The organism is Veillonella parvula (assembly GCF_032575955.1).
GTDB lineage: Bacteria > Bacillota > Negativicutes > Veillonellales > Veillonellaceae > Veillonella > Veillonella parvula_J.
Window position 1 is genome coordinate 1 of sequence record NZ_JAWFXN010000005.1, and the last position, 15,460, is coordinate 15,460.

The 15,460-nt window shown below is 41.0% G+C and carries 17 protein-coding genes and 2 tRNA genes; 3 read left to right on the plus strand and 16 right to left on the minus strand.

Annotated elements, in window-relative coordinates; translation table 11 throughout:
* The first annotated feature begins 79 nt into the window (after positions 1 to 79).
* The 3 genes from E7L28_RS06030 (at position 80) to E7L28_RS06040 (ending at position 1,252) form a co-directional block, all read left to right on the plus strand.
* Positions 80 to 154, plus strand: a tRNA-Glu gene (locus E7L28_RS06030).
* A 4-nt stretch (positions 155 to 158) separates the two neighbouring features.
* Positions 159 to 234 (plus strand) — tRNA-Val (locus tag E7L28_RS06035).
* Positions 235 to 343: 109 nt separating this feature from the next.
* Positions 344 to 1,252 carry a hypothetical protein gene (locus tag E7L28_RS06040; protein WP_105087017.1) on the plus strand — a complete coding sequence of 303 codons (909 nt, stop codon included), beginning with the start codon at positions 344 to 346 and terminating at the stop codon, positions 1,250 to 1,252.
* A gap of 47 nt (positions 1,253 to 1,299) precedes the next feature.
* On the opposite strand, the gene atpC is transcribed toward E7L28_RS06040, so the two are convergent.
* The 16 genes from atpC to E7L28_RS06120 form a co-directional block, all read right to left on the minus strand.
* Positions 1,300 to 1,707 carry an ATP synthase F1 subunit epsilon gene (gene atpC / locus E7L28_RS06045; RefSeq protein WP_024060190.1) on the minus strand — a complete coding sequence of 136 codons (408 nt, stop codon included), beginning with the start codon at positions 1,705 to 1,707 and terminating at the stop codon, positions 1,300 to 1,302.
* Between the two features lie 3 nt (positions 1,708 to 1,710).
* Positions 1,711 to 3,135: a F0F1 ATP synthase subunit beta gene (gene atpD, locus E7L28_RS06050; RefSeq protein WP_316711529.1), complete on the minus strand. Its 1,425-nt coding sequence runs from the start codon at positions 3,133 to 3,135 to the stop codon at positions 1,711 to 1,713.
* Positions 3,136 to 3,153: 18 nt separating this feature from the next.
* Positions 3,154 to 4,008 (minus strand): ATP synthase F1 subunit gamma, encoded by an 855-nt coding sequence (gene atpG, locus E7L28_RS06055; protein WP_004697537.1) that lies wholly within the window; start codon positions 4,006 to 4,008, stop codon positions 3,154 to 3,156.
* 3 nt (positions 4,009 to 4,011) lie between these two features.
* Complete coding sequence (atpA, locus tag E7L28_RS06060) at positions 4,012 to 5,550, minus strand: F0F1 ATP synthase subunit alpha (protein ID WP_004697546.1); 1,539 nt, start codon at positions 5,548 to 5,550, stop codon at positions 4,012 to 4,014.
* A 16-nt stretch (positions 5,551 to 5,566) separates the two neighbouring features.
* Positions 5,567 to 6,118, minus strand: coding sequence for an ATP synthase F1 subunit delta (gene atpH, locus E7L28_RS06065; RefSeq protein WP_021148537.1), 552 nt, complete (start codon positions 6,116 to 6,118; stop codon positions 5,567 to 5,569).
* A 4-nt stretch (positions 6,119 to 6,122) separates the two neighbouring features.
* The gene (gene atpF, locus E7L28_RS06070; RefSeq protein ID WP_012864787.1) at positions 6,123 to 6,620 is read right to left on the minus strand and encodes a F0F1 ATP synthase subunit B; all 498 of its coding nucleotides are present in this window, start codon (positions 6,618 to 6,620) and stop codon (positions 6,123 to 6,125) included.
* An 18-nt stretch (positions 6,621 to 6,638) separates the two neighbouring features.
* Positions 6,639 to 6,866 (minus strand): F0F1 ATP synthase subunit C, encoded by a 228-nt coding sequence (gene atpE / locus E7L28_RS06075; protein WP_004695064.1) that lies wholly within the window; start codon positions 6,864 to 6,866, stop codon positions 6,639 to 6,641.
* A 23-nt stretch (positions 6,867 to 6,889) separates the two neighbouring features.
* Positions 6,890 to 7,564 carry a F0F1 ATP synthase subunit A gene (gene atpB, locus E7L28_RS06080; RefSeq protein ID WP_004695063.1) on the minus strand — a complete coding sequence of 225 codons (675 nt, stop codon included), beginning with the start codon at positions 7,562 to 7,564 and terminating at the stop codon, positions 6,890 to 6,892.
* Positions 7,565 to 7,764: 200 nt separating this feature from the next.
* Positions 7,765 to 8,001 carry a hypothetical protein gene (locus E7L28_RS06085; RefSeq protein ID WP_042986657.1) on the minus strand — a complete coding sequence of 79 codons (237 nt, stop codon included), beginning with the start codon at positions 7,999 to 8,001 and terminating at the stop codon, positions 7,765 to 7,767.
* Positions 8,002 to 8,143: 142 nt separating this feature from the next.
* A complete protein-coding gene (locus E7L28_RS06090; protein ID WP_012864790.1) occupies positions 8,144 to 8,338 on the minus strand; it encodes an AtpZ/AtpI family protein in 195 nt (64 codons plus the stop codon).
* Position 8,339: 1 nt separating this feature from the next.
* Positions 8,340 to 9,482, minus strand: coding sequence for a non-hydrolyzing UDP-N-acetylglucosamine 2-epimerase (wecB, locus tag E7L28_RS06095; protein WP_021148539.1), 1,143 nt, complete (start codon positions 9,480 to 9,482; stop codon positions 8,340 to 8,342).
* A 57-nt stretch (positions 9,483 to 9,539) separates the two neighbouring features.
* The gene (locus E7L28_RS06100) at positions 9,540 to 10,691 is read right to left on the minus strand and encodes a glycosyltransferase family 4 protein (RefSeq protein ID WP_156697260.1); all 1,152 of its coding nucleotides are present in this window, start codon (positions 10,689 to 10,691) and stop codon (positions 9,540 to 9,542) included.
* A 34-nt stretch (positions 10,692 to 10,725) separates the two neighbouring features.
* The gene (locus E7L28_RS06105) at positions 10,726 to 12,084 is read right to left on the minus strand and encodes a PFL family protein (RefSeq protein WP_004695059.1); all 1,359 of its coding nucleotides are present in this window, start codon (positions 12,082 to 12,084) and stop codon (positions 10,726 to 10,728) included.
* Positions 12,085 to 12,093: 9 nt separating this feature from the next.
* The gene (locus tag E7L28_RS06110) at positions 12,094 to 12,369 is read right to left on the minus strand and encodes an ACT domain-containing protein (protein WP_156697261.1); all 276 of its coding nucleotides are present in this window, start codon (positions 12,367 to 12,369) and stop codon (positions 12,094 to 12,096) included.
* Positions 12,370 to 12,503: 134 nt separating this feature from the next.
* Positions 12,504 to 14,141 carry a phosphoglucomutase gene (locus tag E7L28_RS06115; protein WP_316711531.1) on the minus strand — a complete coding sequence of 546 codons (1,638 nt, stop codon included), beginning with the start codon at positions 14,139 to 14,141 and terminating at the stop codon, positions 12,504 to 12,506.
* A 164-nt stretch (positions 14,142 to 14,305) separates the two neighbouring features.
* Positions 14,306 to 15,256 (minus strand): YitT family protein, encoded by a 951-nt coding sequence (locus tag E7L28_RS06120; RefSeq protein WP_156697263.1) that lies wholly within the window; start codon positions 15,254 to 15,256, stop codon positions 14,306 to 14,308.
* Positions 15,257 to 15,460 lie beyond the last annotated feature (204 nt).

The following is a 15,460-nucleotide window of genomic DNA, read 5'->3' on the forward strand; positions in this document are numbered from 1 at the left end:
CCTCGATAGCTCAGTCGGTAGAGCAATCGGCTGTTAACCGATCGGTCGTAGGTTCGAGTCCTACTCGAGGAGCCATTTTGGCCCGTTGGTCAAGCGGTTAAGACACCGCCCTTTCACGGCGGTATCCCGGGTTCGATTCCCGGACGGGTCACCACCATGGACGATTAGCTCAGCTGGGAGAGCGCCTGCCTTACAAGCAGGATGTCGGCAGTTCGATCCTGTCATCGTCCACCAGACTAAAGAAGCAAGCTATTAAGCTTGCTTCTTTTTTTTGTATATATGATATAATAATATAAATTGTATAATTTGTAATTTTAAAAGAGTTTTATTAAGAGGAGGAATTATGTTACATAACTTCGGACTCTATAAACGTCCACTACTTACAGTACTTGCTGTACTACTCACAACTGCATTTACAACAGCCAGTGCCGCTATGATCGATTTGAGTCAATTAACACCAAATACAACACAACCTGTAGCTCTTAGCACTATACAAAGTAGCACAAGTAATGAAGCTCCTACATTAGCCCCTGAAACGAATATGGAGCCTGTCATAAAAGTGGCTGCAACACCAACATCTACACCGATTTCTGGAGCTCCGGAAAAAGCCACAATTAATACTTCTAGTACAAGTCATGATGGACACTTAGAAAACTTTCCGAGCCGTAAAGTTACTATTGTTGTACCAGCAAATTTGCGCAATGAAAACACAGCTCAATTTGGTCGCTACATGACAGATCGCTTATCAAATACACTTAAATATCCTTACTATGATACAACCATCGTAAGTACTAACACACCAACTGCAGAAATTAAAGCCGCTGATCTTGCTCAAATTGCAGAGGCCCAAAATTCTGAAATCGTTATTATGCCTGTACCATTACAAGACGTATATGTACAAGTTAATACTATTAATAGCCCAGATCCGTATAATAAGGATAATCATGAAATTTATATCGCCGCAAAGGTTAATGCCCTTTTATACTATTATGATGTAAACGATAAGATAATCCATACTGTTCGTACGGGCTTCAACCAAACTGATGACTCTTTGACTATGCCAACACATAAATCAGTTTGGAACAAAGTTATGACTATATTACTTGATAAATTACCATACAAACGAATTCCAACAGACCGTGACCGTTACCAAGCACCTGGTATCAATTCTGAGGCACCTGTTGTACTAGATTTTCAAGTAGAACAACCTAAGAATACTGCATACTCCTTAAAAGGTGTGAGCGTTTTATAATCAAAATTAGAAAGATAAAAAGGCTAGCCAGCTGGCTAGCCTTTTTCTTATAACATTTTTGTAACATGCAAGCGCAATAAGGCACGTTGCAATGCTGCTTCCGCTCTTTCTACATCAATATCAGGTGTAGGATTTGATAACCGACCTTCAGCACGCTCTTTAGCTCGACGAGCACGTTCCACATCAATGGATGTTGGATCTTGACAGTCAGGGGTTACAATACTCACCTTATTATGTTCAATTTCACAGAAGCCCCCAAATACAGCATATTCACGAGATGTTCCATCTGGTTGATCAATGCGTAAAGGTGCCAAGTCTAATGCGATAATCATAGGTGCATGGTTTGGCAAAATACCAAAAGCACCATCGATAGCTTTACCTACAAAGAATGTAGATTTGCCTTCGAATACAATCGCATCAGGTGTAATTATCTGTAGGGTCATAGGTTCCGCCATGGATTATTCCCCCTTCTCTTGCATTTCCTTTGCTTTTTGAACGGCTTCATCTATGGTACCAACCATGTAGAATGCACCTTCTGGCAATTCATCATGTTTACCATCCAAGATTTCTCTGAAGCCTCTCAATGTTTCGGACAATGGCACATATTTACCAGGAGAACCGGTAAATACTTCTGCTACGAAGAATGGTTGACTCAAGAAACGTTGAATCTTACGAGCGCGAGATACAGTGAGTTTATCTTCGTCAGACAATTCTTCCATACCGAGGATTGCGATAATATCTTGAAGATCGCGATATTTTTGCAATACTTCTTGTACTCCACGAGCTACTGTGTAGTGCTCTTCACCAAGTACATGTGGGTCCAAAATACGGCTTGTAGAGTCCAGAGGATCCACCGCTGGATAGATACCAAGTTCCGCAATGGAACGAGACAATACTGTTGTCGCATCCAAGTGAGCGAATGTCGCTGCTGGAGCCGGGTCAGTCAAGTCATCGGCAGGTACATATACAGCTTGTACGGAGGTAATAGAGCCTTCTTTTGTAGATGTAATACGCTCTTGCAATGCCCCTACGTCATTAGCCAATGTAGGTTGGTAACCTACGGCAGATGGCATACGACCTAAGAGGGCGGATACTTCGGACCCCGCTTGAATAAAGCGGAAGATGTTATCAATGAACAAGAGCACGTCTTGTTTTTTCACATCACGGAAGTATTCAGCCATTGTAAGACCAGTAAGACCTACGCGCATACGAGCCCCTGGTGGCTCATTCATTTGTCCATATACGAGGGCTGTTTTATTGATAACGCCAGACTCTTTCATTTCGTTCCACAAGTCATTACCTTCACGAGTACGTTCCCCTACACCGGAGAATACGGAATAGCCGCCGTGCTCTGTAGCAACATTGTGAATCAATTCCATAATCAATACGGTTTTACCTACACCGGCACCACCGAAAAGACCGATTTTACCACCTTTTACGTATGGAGCGATAAGGTCAACGACCTTAATACCTGTTTCCAAGATTTGTGTATCTGGAGAAAGGTCATCAAATTTAGGTGCTGGACGGTGAATAGGCCATTTTTCATCAGCCACAACTGGAGCTGGATCATGGTCTACAGTTTCACCAAGTACGTTAAAGATACGACCCAATACGCCTTCCCCTACAGGAACGGAAATTGGAGCACCAGTATCTTCTGCTTCCATATTACGTGTCATACCGTCAGTAGAACTCATGGCAACGCAACGAACTGTATCGTCGCCTAAGTGTTGCATAACCTCTACTACGATTTTTTGTCTATCGTGTGCCTTGTGGTCATGGTAGATGTGGATGGCGTTGTAGATAGCTGGTAAATGACCAGCATCAAAGCGCACGTCTACAACTGGGCCGATGACCTGCACAACTTTACCAATATTATTACTCATCGACAGATGTCTCCTTATCTATTGCAAGGCATTAGCGCCACCAACGATTTCAGAAATTTCGTTTGTAATGCTAGATTGACGCAACTTGTTATATTCAAGGCCTAAGGACTCAATGAGTTCCCCTGCATTATCTGTAGCCGATGTCATGGCCGTCATACGAGCACCCAATTCACTAGCTGCAGATTGCAACAATCCATTATAAACTGTAATTTCTAAGTATTTTGGCAGCAACGCCTCCAAGACGGATACGGCGGACGGCATAAAATCATACTCTTCGCCTTTTACCTCATCTTGTGGTTGCTCTATTGGCAACAAGCGCTCAGCCTGTGCAATTTGCGTCATAGAATTTACAAAACGTGTATAGATCATGATGACTTCGTCTACTTCATGACGTTCATATAGTGAAAGTGCTTCATGCATGATGGCACGCGCATGTTCATAGGACGGTTTATCAGAAAAGCCCGCATAGGACTTATCGATGCGAATACCTCTAGATTTCATGCTATCTCTAGGCTTTCTGCCTGCCGTGATAACACGGTATGTATCAGGAGATTTACCATGTAATTGTTCCATAGCAAATTTCAACACATTAGACGAAAATGCCCCTGCAAGACCTTTATCTGCACCTACTACAATATAGCAAGTGCGCTCTACAGGTCGCACATCTAAGAGAGGACTTTCAAAGCCTTCTAAATCACTATTAGACATATGACGCAAGATTTGCCCTATCTTTTCTGCGTAAGGACGAGTAGCTTCCGCTTTTGTTTGTGCCCTACGAAGACGAGCAGAAGCTACCATCTTCATCGCTTTTGTAATTTGTTGCGTATTGGTAACACTTTTTATGCGTTTTCGCAAATCTTGTGCACTAGCCATACATTACGCCTCCTTACGAGACACTAATGTATGTGTAGAGCCAAATGCTTCAACACATTCTGGGATTGCTTGCTTCAATAGATTTTCAGTTTCTTCGTCAATTTTCTTAGACGTTTCAATGTTAGTGATGATTTCAGGGTAATTTGCTTTTACATAACGTAAAAGTTCAGCTTCAAAGGACAATACATCTGCCACTTGAATATCTGCTAAGTACCCTTTAGTACCAGCGTAAAGGTTGATAACCATTTCCGCTACACTCATAGGCTCATATTGACCTTGTTTTAACATTTCAGTTAAGCGTTCACCACGATCAAGTTGAGCGCGTGTAGCCGCATCAAGGTCGGAACCAAACTGAGCGAAAGCAGCCAACTCACGATATTGAGCAAGGTCCAAACGCAATTGGCCCGCCACTTGCTTCATCGCTTTAGTTTGTGCGCTACCACCTACACGGGATACGGACAAACCTACGTCAACAGCTGGACGAATACCAGAATAGAACATATCTGTTCCCAAGAAAATTTGACCATCAGTAATAGAAATTACGTTTGTTGGAATGTATGCAGATACGTCACCTGCTTGTGTTTCAATGATTGGCAACGCTGTAATAGAACCTCCACCAAGTTCAGATGAAAGTTTCGCAGCCCGCTCTAATAGACGACTGTGTAAGTAGAATACGTCACCTGGATATGCTTCACGCCCTGGTGGACGGCGCAATAATAGGGACATAGCACGGTATGCAGCCGCTTGTTTTGTTAAGTCATCATATACGCATAATACGTGTTTACCTTGGTACATAAAGTATTCACCCATGGCAACACCAGCATATGGTGCAATATATTGAAGAGGTGCACCGGTGGAGGCACTCGCAGAAACTACGATTGTATATTCCATAGCGCCTGCTTCTTCAAGTTTTTGTACTACACGAGCAACCGTAGATTCTTTTTGACCAATAGCTACATAAATACAAATAACATCTTTGCCTTTTTGGTTCAAAATAGTATCTAAGGCAATCGCAGTTTTACCTGTACCACGGTCACCGATGATAAGCTCACGTTGACCACGGCCGATTGGTACCATCGCATCAATCGCTTTAAGACCTGTTTGCAATGGTTCGTTTACGGATTGACGATCCGCAATACCAGGTGCTGGATGTTCGATAGGACGACGTTCTGTAGCTTGGATAGCACCCTTGCCATCAAGAGGTTGACCAAGAGGGTTTACTACGCGACCAATCAAGGCATCTCCAGCAGGAACGTCCATAATTTTGCCAGTACGGCGCACTTGGTCCCCTTCTTTAATCAAGAAGTCATCACCTAATAGTACGGCACCCACATTATCTAATTCTAAGTTCAAAACCAAGCCATATACGCCGTGTGGTAATTCTAGCAACTCACCGGCCATGGCTCTTTCAAGACCATAAATATGGGCGATGCCATCCCCTACGTCGAGAACAGTACCCACATCATCGACATTGAGGTCAACATCATAGTCCTGAATCTGCTGTTTGATTATAGCAGTGATTTCTTCAGGCTTCATTTTCATATATACCCATTCACCCCTATCTAATAGAGTTCGTTCTTAATAAAGATTTTTCTAATTCCTCTAAACGACGAGATACAGAGCCATCAATGCGTTTATCCCCTACTTGGATAATAATACCACCCATAATAGATAGATCTTGACGCACAGATAAAATAACATCTTTCCCTGTTACTTCTCGTAATTTAGCTTGTACAGATGCTTCTACATCAGCTGTGATTGGTTCTGCTACAGTTACAGTAGCTTCCAAAATACCACGAGCCTCTCGTGATTTTTGAATAAACGCTGCAATGGCCTGTGCAATATAACGATGGCGCCCGCGTTTAATCATCACATAGATAAAGTGTAAAGCAACTTTGTCGATACTAGATTCAAAGATGGAACCAACTAACTTAATCTTTGCATCTTCTGTAACGATTGGATTTTCAAGGAATAAACGAAGTTCAGGCTGTTCCGCCATAACGGACGCTACATAACCTAATTGCTCCTCCATGAGTTCCAAAATATTTTGTTCTTGAGCTAATTCAAACATAGCCGAACCATATTTATCTGCTACAATTTCTATGCTCATCGTATCACAACCCTATCGTTTTACTATCAAGTTGACGAATAGCGTCTTCGATCAATTTTGTATTAGTTTCGCTGTTCATATCTTTAGCAACAACTTTACCAGCCATAGCTACAGATAAAGATACCACTTCGTTACGCAAGCTGTTCATAGCACGATCGCGTTCGATGGCAATATCTTGACGAGCACGATTTTTTTCTTGTTCAATTTGCTCGCGAGCTGTTGCCAATTGTTCTCGTGTAGTATTTTCTGCTTCTTGAATTGCTTTTTCAACAATTTGTTGTGCTTCTACACGAGCATTAGAAATTTGAGCTGCATAATCAGCTTTAAACTTTTCTGTCTCTGCACGGGCTTGTTCAGCAGCTTCTAAATCTTTAGCAATTCGTTCTTTACGTTCTGTCATCATAGCCAATAATGGTTTATATGCAAAACGCGCCAATAGCCAAACTAATATAAAAAAGTTCAACATTTGAGCAAGAATCGTTCCAAGGCTTAAGTCAACCAAGGTTATTCCTCCTCGTTATTATCTGAATAACAAAATAAACGCAACTACTACACCGATGATAGGCATCGCTTCGATTAAACCAATCGCAACGAACATAGTAGACATCAATTGACCACGCAATTCAGGTTGGCGTGTAATACCTTCGATTACTTTACTAGATACAAGACCGTCACCGATACCTGCACCAATGGCACCACAACCTACTGCGATCGCTGCTGCTAATGCGAATAAACCTTGAGCTTCCATAATATATCCTCCATATATAATAATTAATGTTCCTCACTAAGAGCCATCCCTAAATAGGATGCTGTAAGAACGGTAAAAATAAAGGCTTGAATAATGCCGATAAACAAACTAAAAGCAATCCACACCCATGGTACAGGTACAAACCAAGGCAACTTGTATAATACTTCTAACAAAATTTCACCAGCTACGATATTGCCGAATAGACGGAAAGCAAGCGTAACAGGTCTAGCGATCTCTTCAAAGATATTAAGTACTAGTAAAGCCTTATAAGGTCGTACAAAATGCTTAAAGTAAGATAAGCCTTTAACTTTAATACCCATAACCCATACTACTAATGTACTACATAAAGCCAATGCAACTGTAGTATTGATATCAGATGTTGGTGATGTTAACGCCTTAAGTGTAGGCATTAAGCCTAATTCATTTCCTACAAAAATAAATAAGAAAAACGTAAATAACAAGGAACTCACCATCGGCCAATGACGACCCAAGTTCGGAGCTAATTGCCCCTCTAAGCCTTCTAATATAGATTCCACTATATTTTGCAAGCCTACAGGCACCAATTTACGTCCTCGGGTGGCTAGTATTGTTATTAATATTACAATAGCCATAGTAACCCATGTAGCAATCAAGGTATCTATATTAAATGTCAACCCCAACCACTGCACGACCTCATGGTGTCCCGCATGTAATACCACGTTCTCAACCCCTTTCATAGATATAATAAAACCTAATATATTTACAATTAATATAAATATAACATATATGTATCATCATACATCGTTATAGATATATAATCAACACTTGAAGGGTAAGCAATTCCAATTAATCATAAATATAATGTATACAATGCATAATTGGAATACCTTTGTTGTTCCTATTTTAGGTCATTTTAGAACTAAAACTGGCAACTGAGCCACCAGTACACAGCATATAATGCAGGCTGAATAAGCGCGATACCTATAAACATGCTAACAGCCTCTACACCGGGAATTTTCAGACCTAAGACCACTAGAGAGCCTACTAACATAAGGCGCCAAATCATCTGTCTACGAGATTTACGTACGGCTTTATAAGGATCTCCTGACACAATAGATTGTCCATGCAAAGCTAGGCTAAGTAAGTAGAGAACCATTATAAAGATGCCCCAAAGCCATCCCCATAGATACTGTTCTAAGCCACATAAAACTTGTATTATACTGCCCAAAAAAGCAATAAAAAAACAAGTCAGCAGCACTCGCACTATGAATTTTATATATTGATTCATACATACCTCACTACTTAACTTGTTTATATAACATATAAAACCCTGTTATAGCTCCTATTAGGCCAAATATGACCATGCAGAGTGGTTCCGTTTGAAGCCAAGTATCCAATTTATAACCTAGCCAAATAAAACCTCCTATACAGGAGACCAGTGTGACCCCCGCTGATGTTGCCATGGCGAGGGCTTTCACAAGATCCTTATCCATATTATTTACCAAATCGTTCAGGACGATTAGGATTGCCTAAGAACTCATGGCGCAACGCTTGGATGATGCGTTCAGATGCTTTACCATCACCATATGGGTTAACAGAGTTAGACATCAACTTATACGCTTCAGCATTGCTCAATAATTCATAAGCGGCTTTATGTACCGCATCTTTATCAGTACCTACAAGGCGAACGGTACCTGCTTCTACTGCTTCAGGACGTTCTGTCGTATCACGCAATACGAGAACTGGCTTACCAAGAGCTGGGGCTTCCTCTTGAATCCCACCTGAATCAGTCAAAATCAAGTAAGATTTAGCCATCAAGTTTGCAAATGGTTCATAGTCAAGAGGATCGATTAATGTAACACGATCCACAGAGCCAAGCTCCTCTTGTACAACTTGGCGAACTTTAGGATTTTTATGTACAGGGAAAACAACTTGAATATCTTCAAATTCATTGATTAAATCGCGAATGGCTTGATATACATGGCGCATAGGTTCACCTAAGTTTTCTCGGCGATGTGTGGTAACAAGAACCGTACGTTTTTTAGGATCAAGAGCATTAATAGCTGCATCATCGAATACATAGTTGTCTTGTACCGTCGTATCAAGAGCATCGATAACAGTATTCCCTGTTACATAAAGATGTTCTGTATTAATATTTTCCTTTTTTAAATTGCTTTCAGAACTAGAAGTAGGCGCAAAGTGATACGTCGCAATAGACCCCGTCAATTTGCGATTCATCTCTTCAGGGAACGGAGAGTAAATATCACCTGTCCGTAATCCTGCTTCCACGTGACCTACAGGAATTTCTTGGTAGAAAGAAGCCAAGGCACCAGCAAAGGTAGTTGTAGTATCACCATGAACGAGTACCACATCAGGTTTTGCTTCTTCTAATACATCTTTAAGGCCCATCAAAGCACGATTAGTTACATCATATAGTGTTTGACCTTGGCTCATAATATTTAAATCATAGTCTGGGGTAATATTAAACAAGTTTAGTACTTGATCAAGCATATCTCGATGCTGTGCCGTAACGGTGACGATAGGTTCCATATCTGGTGCTGCTTGTAATGCTTTTACAAGAGGAGCCATCTTGATAGCCTCAGGTCTTGTACCAAAGATTGTCATAACTTTTAACATAGTTGCCTCCAACGTAGTAGGATAGAAAAAATGGGGCGCCAAGCGCCCCACAGATGGTTATTCCTTATGAGAATCATCAGTATTCTCCAAGGCTTTAGCCAATTCATCGCGATCAAAGGATATGGTATCATCCGAGTCGCTACGTTCAATTGTAGGACGTGGTAACGGATGCCCTGCCGCATCACTATGCATGATAACGCCAAGACGTCGTGCAATATAAATACTACACAAGAAAATTACTAATACCAAGGTCGCGCCGACCCAAGCATTAACCTCTGCAACGATAACAGATACACCGCCGAAAAGAGCTGTTACTGCATACATCAACAATACAGCTTGCTTTTGTGTTAATCCTTGTGCCAATAAACGATGGTGAACATGACCTTTATCGGGTTTAAAGATGGGACGTCCACTGATTTTACGGCGCACAATGGCAAATAAGGTGTCCAAAATAGGCAAGCCTAACACAATGGCAGGTACCACTAGAGCAATCATAGCAGCTGTCTTCACAGCGCCCATAACGGAAATAGCCGCTAATGTATAGCCTAATAACATGGATCCCGTATCACCCATGAATATTTTTGCAGGATTGAAATTATACCGCAAGAAACCTACAGTCGCACCTGCTAAGGCAAGAGAGATACAAGCAAGATCAGTTTGACCTAGTTGCAATGTCATTGCACAAACAGCGATACATGCGATAAAAGAAATACCTGCAGCCAAGCCATCAAGGCCATCGATAAGGTTTACAATATTTGTAAAACCAACTATCCAGAAAATAGTCAATGGGATAGCCCAATACTTGAGATATACTACACCACCCCAAGGAAGGTTGATGAAATCTACTCGAATATCATAAGCCACTAGGATAGCGGCGGCTATAATTTGGCCCATTAACTTAGTTTTTGGCTCAATTTGTTTAATGTCGTCCCAAATACCAACTAGCACCAAAATGACTGTACCAAGGACAAACCCAAACAATTTATGATCATGCGGAATGGAATCGTTAAAAAGAACCGATCCCACATAACCGAGAAAGATTGCTAATCCACCAAGTCGTGGAATCGCACCATGATGCACCTTTCGAGCATCAGGCTTATCTATTGCCCCAACAGCAACGGCAAAGCGTTTTACCAATGGGGTAAGTGCAAAGGTTATGATGAGCGCTACTGCAAAGGCCCACACATAATCGAGCACATATTCACTCATAAGACACCTCCAACAAGTAGGTTGTAAAAACGGATTAGTTCGTTAAGCTACGAATAGGAGCAGGAATTCTGCCACCGCGGGCAATGAACTCGGCTGCACTATATGGACTCACTTCGATAATAGGAGCATAACCTAATAATCCACCAAATTCAACAACCTCTCCAACAGTCTTACCAGGTACAGGAATTACACGAACCGCAGTTGTCTTATTATTAATCATACCAATTGCTGATTCATCTGCAATGATAGCAGAAATGGTATCAGCAGTAGTGTCTCCAGGAATAGCAATCATATCAAGCCCTACAGAACAAACACATGTCATGGCCTCTAATTTATCAAGTGTCAAACTGCCACAGGATACAGCATCAATCATGCCTGCATCTTCCGAGACAGGAATGAATGCACCACTAAGACCACCTACGTGAGAGGAAGCCATAAGACCACCTTTTTTCACCGCATCATTAAGTAATGCTAGTGCCGCTGTAGTGCCATGACAACCACAAGAGGACAAGCCCATTTCTTCAAGAACATGAGCTACAGAGTCACCTACAGCTGGCGTTGGCGCCAAAGATAAATCAATAATACCAAATGGTTTACCTAGGCGGCGAGATGCCTCTTGCGCTACCAATTGACCTACGCGCGTGATTTTAAAAGCAGTACGTTTAATCGTTTCTGCTACAACGTCAAAGGATTGACCTCGAACGGATTCAAGCGCATGTTTTACAACGCCCGGGCCAGATACACCTACAGAAATAGCACTATCCCCTTCTGTTACCCCGAAGAAAGCACCCGCCATAAATGGATTATCCTCTACAGGATTACAGAATATTACGAGCTTAGCACAACCAAGAGCATCATTATCCTTTGTAAGCTCTGCAGTTTTCTTAACAATGATTCCCATGTCTCGCACTGCGTCCATGTTAATACCAGTTTTAGTAGAGCCCACAGCAACAGAGCTACAAACGATATCCGTAGTTGCCAGCGCTTCAGGAATAGAGTCAATCAAAATGCGGTCAGCTCGAGTGGCGCCCTTTGTTACAAGCGCAGAAAAGCCGCCAATAAAATTAACACCTACAGTTTTTGCAGCACGATCCATAGCTTCCGCCACAGGAACATAAGATGTTAAATCACTACCCCCTGCAACTAGAGAAATGGGTGTTACAGAAATACGCTTATTGATAATAGGGATGCCGAATTCTCGCTCAATATCTTCCCCTGTAGATACAAGATGTTCTGCCTCTTTTGTAATACGGTCATAAATACGGTCACACAGCTCTTTACCAGAACTAGATGCACATTCTAGCAAGCTAATCCCCATCGTAATAGTACGCACATCAAGCTTGTTATCGTGAATCATCTGATTCGTTTCTAAAATATTGTCGATAGATAACATAAGTGCCTCCTATCCTACGCGGTGCATACTTAAGAAAATATCAGCATGTTGTGCACGGATTTCAACACCTAGTTCTTTACCTTGATTCGTCAAAGCCTCTTGGATAGCTGTAAGATTTTTCATATCTTCAGACTTAGTTTCACACATCATAATCATATTGAAAACGCCATCAAGGATGGTCTGATTTATCGACATAATATTTACACCGTAGTTAGCGAGTACGGTACTAACCCCAGCAATGATACCAACGCGGTCTACGCCGACAACGGTAACAACTAATTTCATAACATCACCTTCTCTAAGCACTACAAGCTATATAGCCAGTATAGGGCATTCAATAAACTATATTAATATATTATAACACATTTATTATTTTTCATGAGTGAAATCTTTATGAGTTTTCTAGTGAAAACAACATGTTACACTTCGTCAGACAAAGCACTTGTTACAATCTCTTCACCAGCAGTTAACAATGCGATAAGACCTTTATCCCCTTTATAGCTTTCACCATAAATTTTATATAAATCTTCAGTGCCAGATGGGCGTGCTACAAACCATCCTGTTTCCGTTTCCACACGAACACCATCGATAGGCATATCTTTATACAGAGAAGTAGTGCGAACATTAGTAATCGCATCACCATCTACTTCGGTAGCCGTAATGGAGCTTGCATTTAATTGTTTCAACTTAACCTTGGCCTCCTTTGTACAAGGCGCATCAATACGACCAAAACGAGGATCGCCACACCCTACAACAAGATTATTATAGAGTCGGTCAACAGTAGCCCCCATAACGGCATACATTTCCATCGCAAGGAGAGCCATTACCATGCCATCTTTATCAGTAGTCCATACGGTACCGTCTTTTTTAAGGAACGATGCACCAGCAGATTCTTCACCGCCAATACCAATCTCACCATCGAATAATAGGGAACTAAAATATTTAAAACCTACTGGAACCTCATAAACAGGAACCTCTTTACTAGCAGCCCATTTATCAATCATAGTGGTACAAACAACGGTTTTACCGACCCCTTTATTTGTCCAACCACGAGTCGTAAACAAATAATCCGCTGCAGTCACAAGAAATGCGTTTGGAGAAGCTAGCCCATGCGGACTAACGATACCATAGCGATCATAATCAGGGTCATTCCCAACAGCGAGATCATAATTACCAATTTGTTTAATTACGTCAGCCATGGCATATTCAGATGAGCAATCCATACGTACCTTACCATCATGGTCATAGGTCATAAAGCTAAAGGTTGGATCATACTCATCATTAATAATATCTAGGTTTAGATTATACCGCTCTTTAATAGCACGCCAATAACCTAGTCCACTACCGCCGAGGGCATTAACGAGGACCTTAGGTTTTGCACTTTGGATTGCCTCCATATTAATGATAGAAGATAGTTCTTCTACATATAGACCTTTATAGTCATATGGAACCTGTTGGTCGGGTTCAATATTGTCGATACTAATACGTTTAAATCCTTCTAATTCACAATATGCGTGAACATATTCATTGGCACGTGTTTCAATCCATTTAGTAATCAACGTATCCGCTGGACCACCATTGGTAGCGTTATACTTAATGCCACCATTATCTGGAGGATTATGAGACGGCGTAATCACGATACCATCCGCCTTATCATCGTGGCTTTCATTATAACGAATAATAGCACGAGATATAGATGGTGTTGGCACGAAATCCATATCGGAATCAACCATTGCCGTTACACCATTGCCAGCAAGGACCTCTAGAACCGTCACAAGGGCTGGCTGAGATAAAGCATGTGTATCTTGACCGACAAAAATCGGACCTGTAGCGCCGAATTGACCACGGCCATCACAAATAGCCTGTGTAATAGCGGCCACATGTAAATCTGTAAACGTACTATTTAAAGATGTACCGCGATGGCCAGATGTGCCAAAGGATACGAGTTGTGTCGGATCTGTAATATCCGAAGTATTATCAAAATATGCATCCACAAGGGTTTGCACATCGATAATATCTTGTTCTTGTACAGGCGTACCTGCTAATTTGTGAGTCATAGAAACCTCTAATCTTATCTTGAGGGCAAGCCCTCTCATTTTACAACCTTGATATTCAATCAATCACATTAAATTATTTTCAAAATGTATGTATCATTCATAAAATATTATATTTACGCATAATTAATATAAGATGACAACAGCCAGAGATTTATCATAATTCTTTATTTTAATTTGTTACAACTATTTTCATCTATTACAACATTATTGTTCGCTTCGGTAGTTATATCTTGTGATTTTAGCTGTTTAGATATTTCCGCAGGAACAATAGGTTGAGTAAAACCTTGACCGATAACCTCTTGGGCATCAGTAATCAAGATAAACACATTTGGGTCCGCTTCTTGAATAACCTCTTTCAATTTATTTACCTGCAGCAAGTTGACTGCAACCATCACAATTTGCTTAGGCGTCCGTGTATAGGCACCAATACCATTAATAATAGTGGCACCACGACCAACCTTATTGATAATACACTCACATACTTCATCGGTGCGATAGGTAATGATAAAAGCAACTTTACGTTGATTAAACCCGATTACCACCTTATTTGTAATAATAGTATACACATACACACTGATAAGAGTTACAGCTACCGCTTCAAGTCCAACAACGCCGACAGCAACTAAGAGGATGGCACAGTTGATAGCGCTATTAATGGACCCCATTTGAAGGCCATAATATTTGCGAACGATAAGTGCAATTGGATCAAGTCCCCCTGTATTACCACCTACACGGTAGACGATACCAAGCCCTAGTCCAGTTGTGATACCTGCCATCATAGAACTGAGTAGTGGATCCTTAATGATCATGTCATATTGCAAGAAACTAAACAGATCAATCATCCACGATAACATGAGCGTACCATACAAGGTATTAAGCACTACGCGTTTACCAAGCCACTTCCAAGCAGCCCAAAATATAGGGACGTTCAAAATAACGTTCCAAGAACCAACGGATAATCCCGTTAGATAATACAAAATCAACCCTACCCCACTAATACCAGTACTAACCAGTTTGTGAGGTAGTACAAAGGCATCTAAACCAGCACCAAAAATTGCACAACCAATAGCAACTATGACACATTGATAGACAACATCTTTATACTTGGCGAACATAGCTCCCTCCAAATTGCCATTTCACTATAAATATTCTATAATGAACTAATTAAAACATACGCTGTTTACAATGCTTTTAATAATCAAACAACAGGTATATACAAAATCATCATAAACCACTTAATGGTTATTTTCAATCACTTTATAACAGTATAAAATAAACATATTAACTGCATATAATTTGTACATTACAAACGAGGCTAT

What these genes read in the sequence shown, in the direction of transcription:
- E7L28_RS06110 (WP_156697261.1), bottom strand. Translation starts at nt 12,369, where the DNA reads ATGAAATTAGTTGTTACCGTTGTCGGCGTAGACCGCGTTGGTATCATT.
- wecB (WP_021148539.1), bottom strand. Translation starts at nt 9,482, where the DNA reads ATGTTAAAAGTTATGACAATCTTTGGTACAAGACCTGAGGCTATCAAG.
- E7L28_RS06105 (WP_004695059.1), bottom strand. Translation starts at nt 12,084, where the DNA reads ATGTTATCTATCGACAATATTTTAGAAACGAATCAGATGATTCACGAT.
- E7L28_RS06115 (WP_316711531.1), bottom strand. Translation starts at nt 14,141, where the DNA reads ATGACTCACAAATTAGCAGGTACGCCTGTACAAGAACAAGATATTATC.
- E7L28_RS06040 (WP_105087017.1), top strand. Translation starts at nt 344, where the DNA reads ATGTTACATAACTTCGGACTCTATAAACGTCCACTACTTACAGTACTT.
- atpH (WP_021148537.1), bottom strand. Translation starts at nt 6,118, where the DNA reads ATGAGCATAGAAATTGTAGCAGATAAATATGGTTCGGCTATGTTTGAA.
- E7L28_RS06090 (WP_012864790.1), bottom strand. Translation starts at nt 8,338, where the DNA reads ATGGATAAGGATCTTGTGAAAGCCCTCGCCATGGCAACATCAGCGGGG.
- E7L28_RS06085 (WP_042986657.1), bottom strand. Translation starts at nt 8,001, where the DNA reads ATGGTTCTCTACTTACTTAGCCTAGCTTTGCATGGACAATCTATTGTG.
- atpG (WP_004697537.1), bottom strand. Translation starts at nt 4,008, where the DNA reads ATGGCTAGTGCACAAGATTTGCGAAAACGCATAAAAAGTGTTACCAAT.
- atpA (WP_004697546.1), bottom strand. Translation starts at nt 5,550, where the DNA reads ATGAAAATGAAGCCTGAAGAAATCACTGCTATAATCAAACAGCAGATT.
- atpE (WP_004695064.1), bottom strand. Translation starts at nt 6,866, where the DNA reads ATGGAAGCTCAAGGTTTATTCGCATTAGCAGCAGCGATCGCAGTAGGT.
- E7L28_RS06100 (WP_156697260.1), bottom strand. Translation starts at nt 10,691, where the DNA reads ATGAGTGAATATGTGCTCGATTATGTGTGGGCCTTTGCAGTAGCGCTC.
- atpC (WP_024060190.1), bottom strand. Translation starts at nt 1,707, where the DNA reads ATGGCGGAACCTATGACCCTACAGATAATTACACCTGATGCGATTGTA.
- atpD (WP_316711529.1), bottom strand. Translation starts at nt 3,135, where the DNA reads ATGAGTAATAATATTGGTAAAGTTGTGCAGGTCATCGGCCCAGTTGTA.
- E7L28_RS06120 (WP_156697263.1), bottom strand. Translation starts at nt 15,256, where the DNA reads ATGTTCGCCAAGTATAAAGATGTTGTCTATCAATGTGTCATAGTTGCT.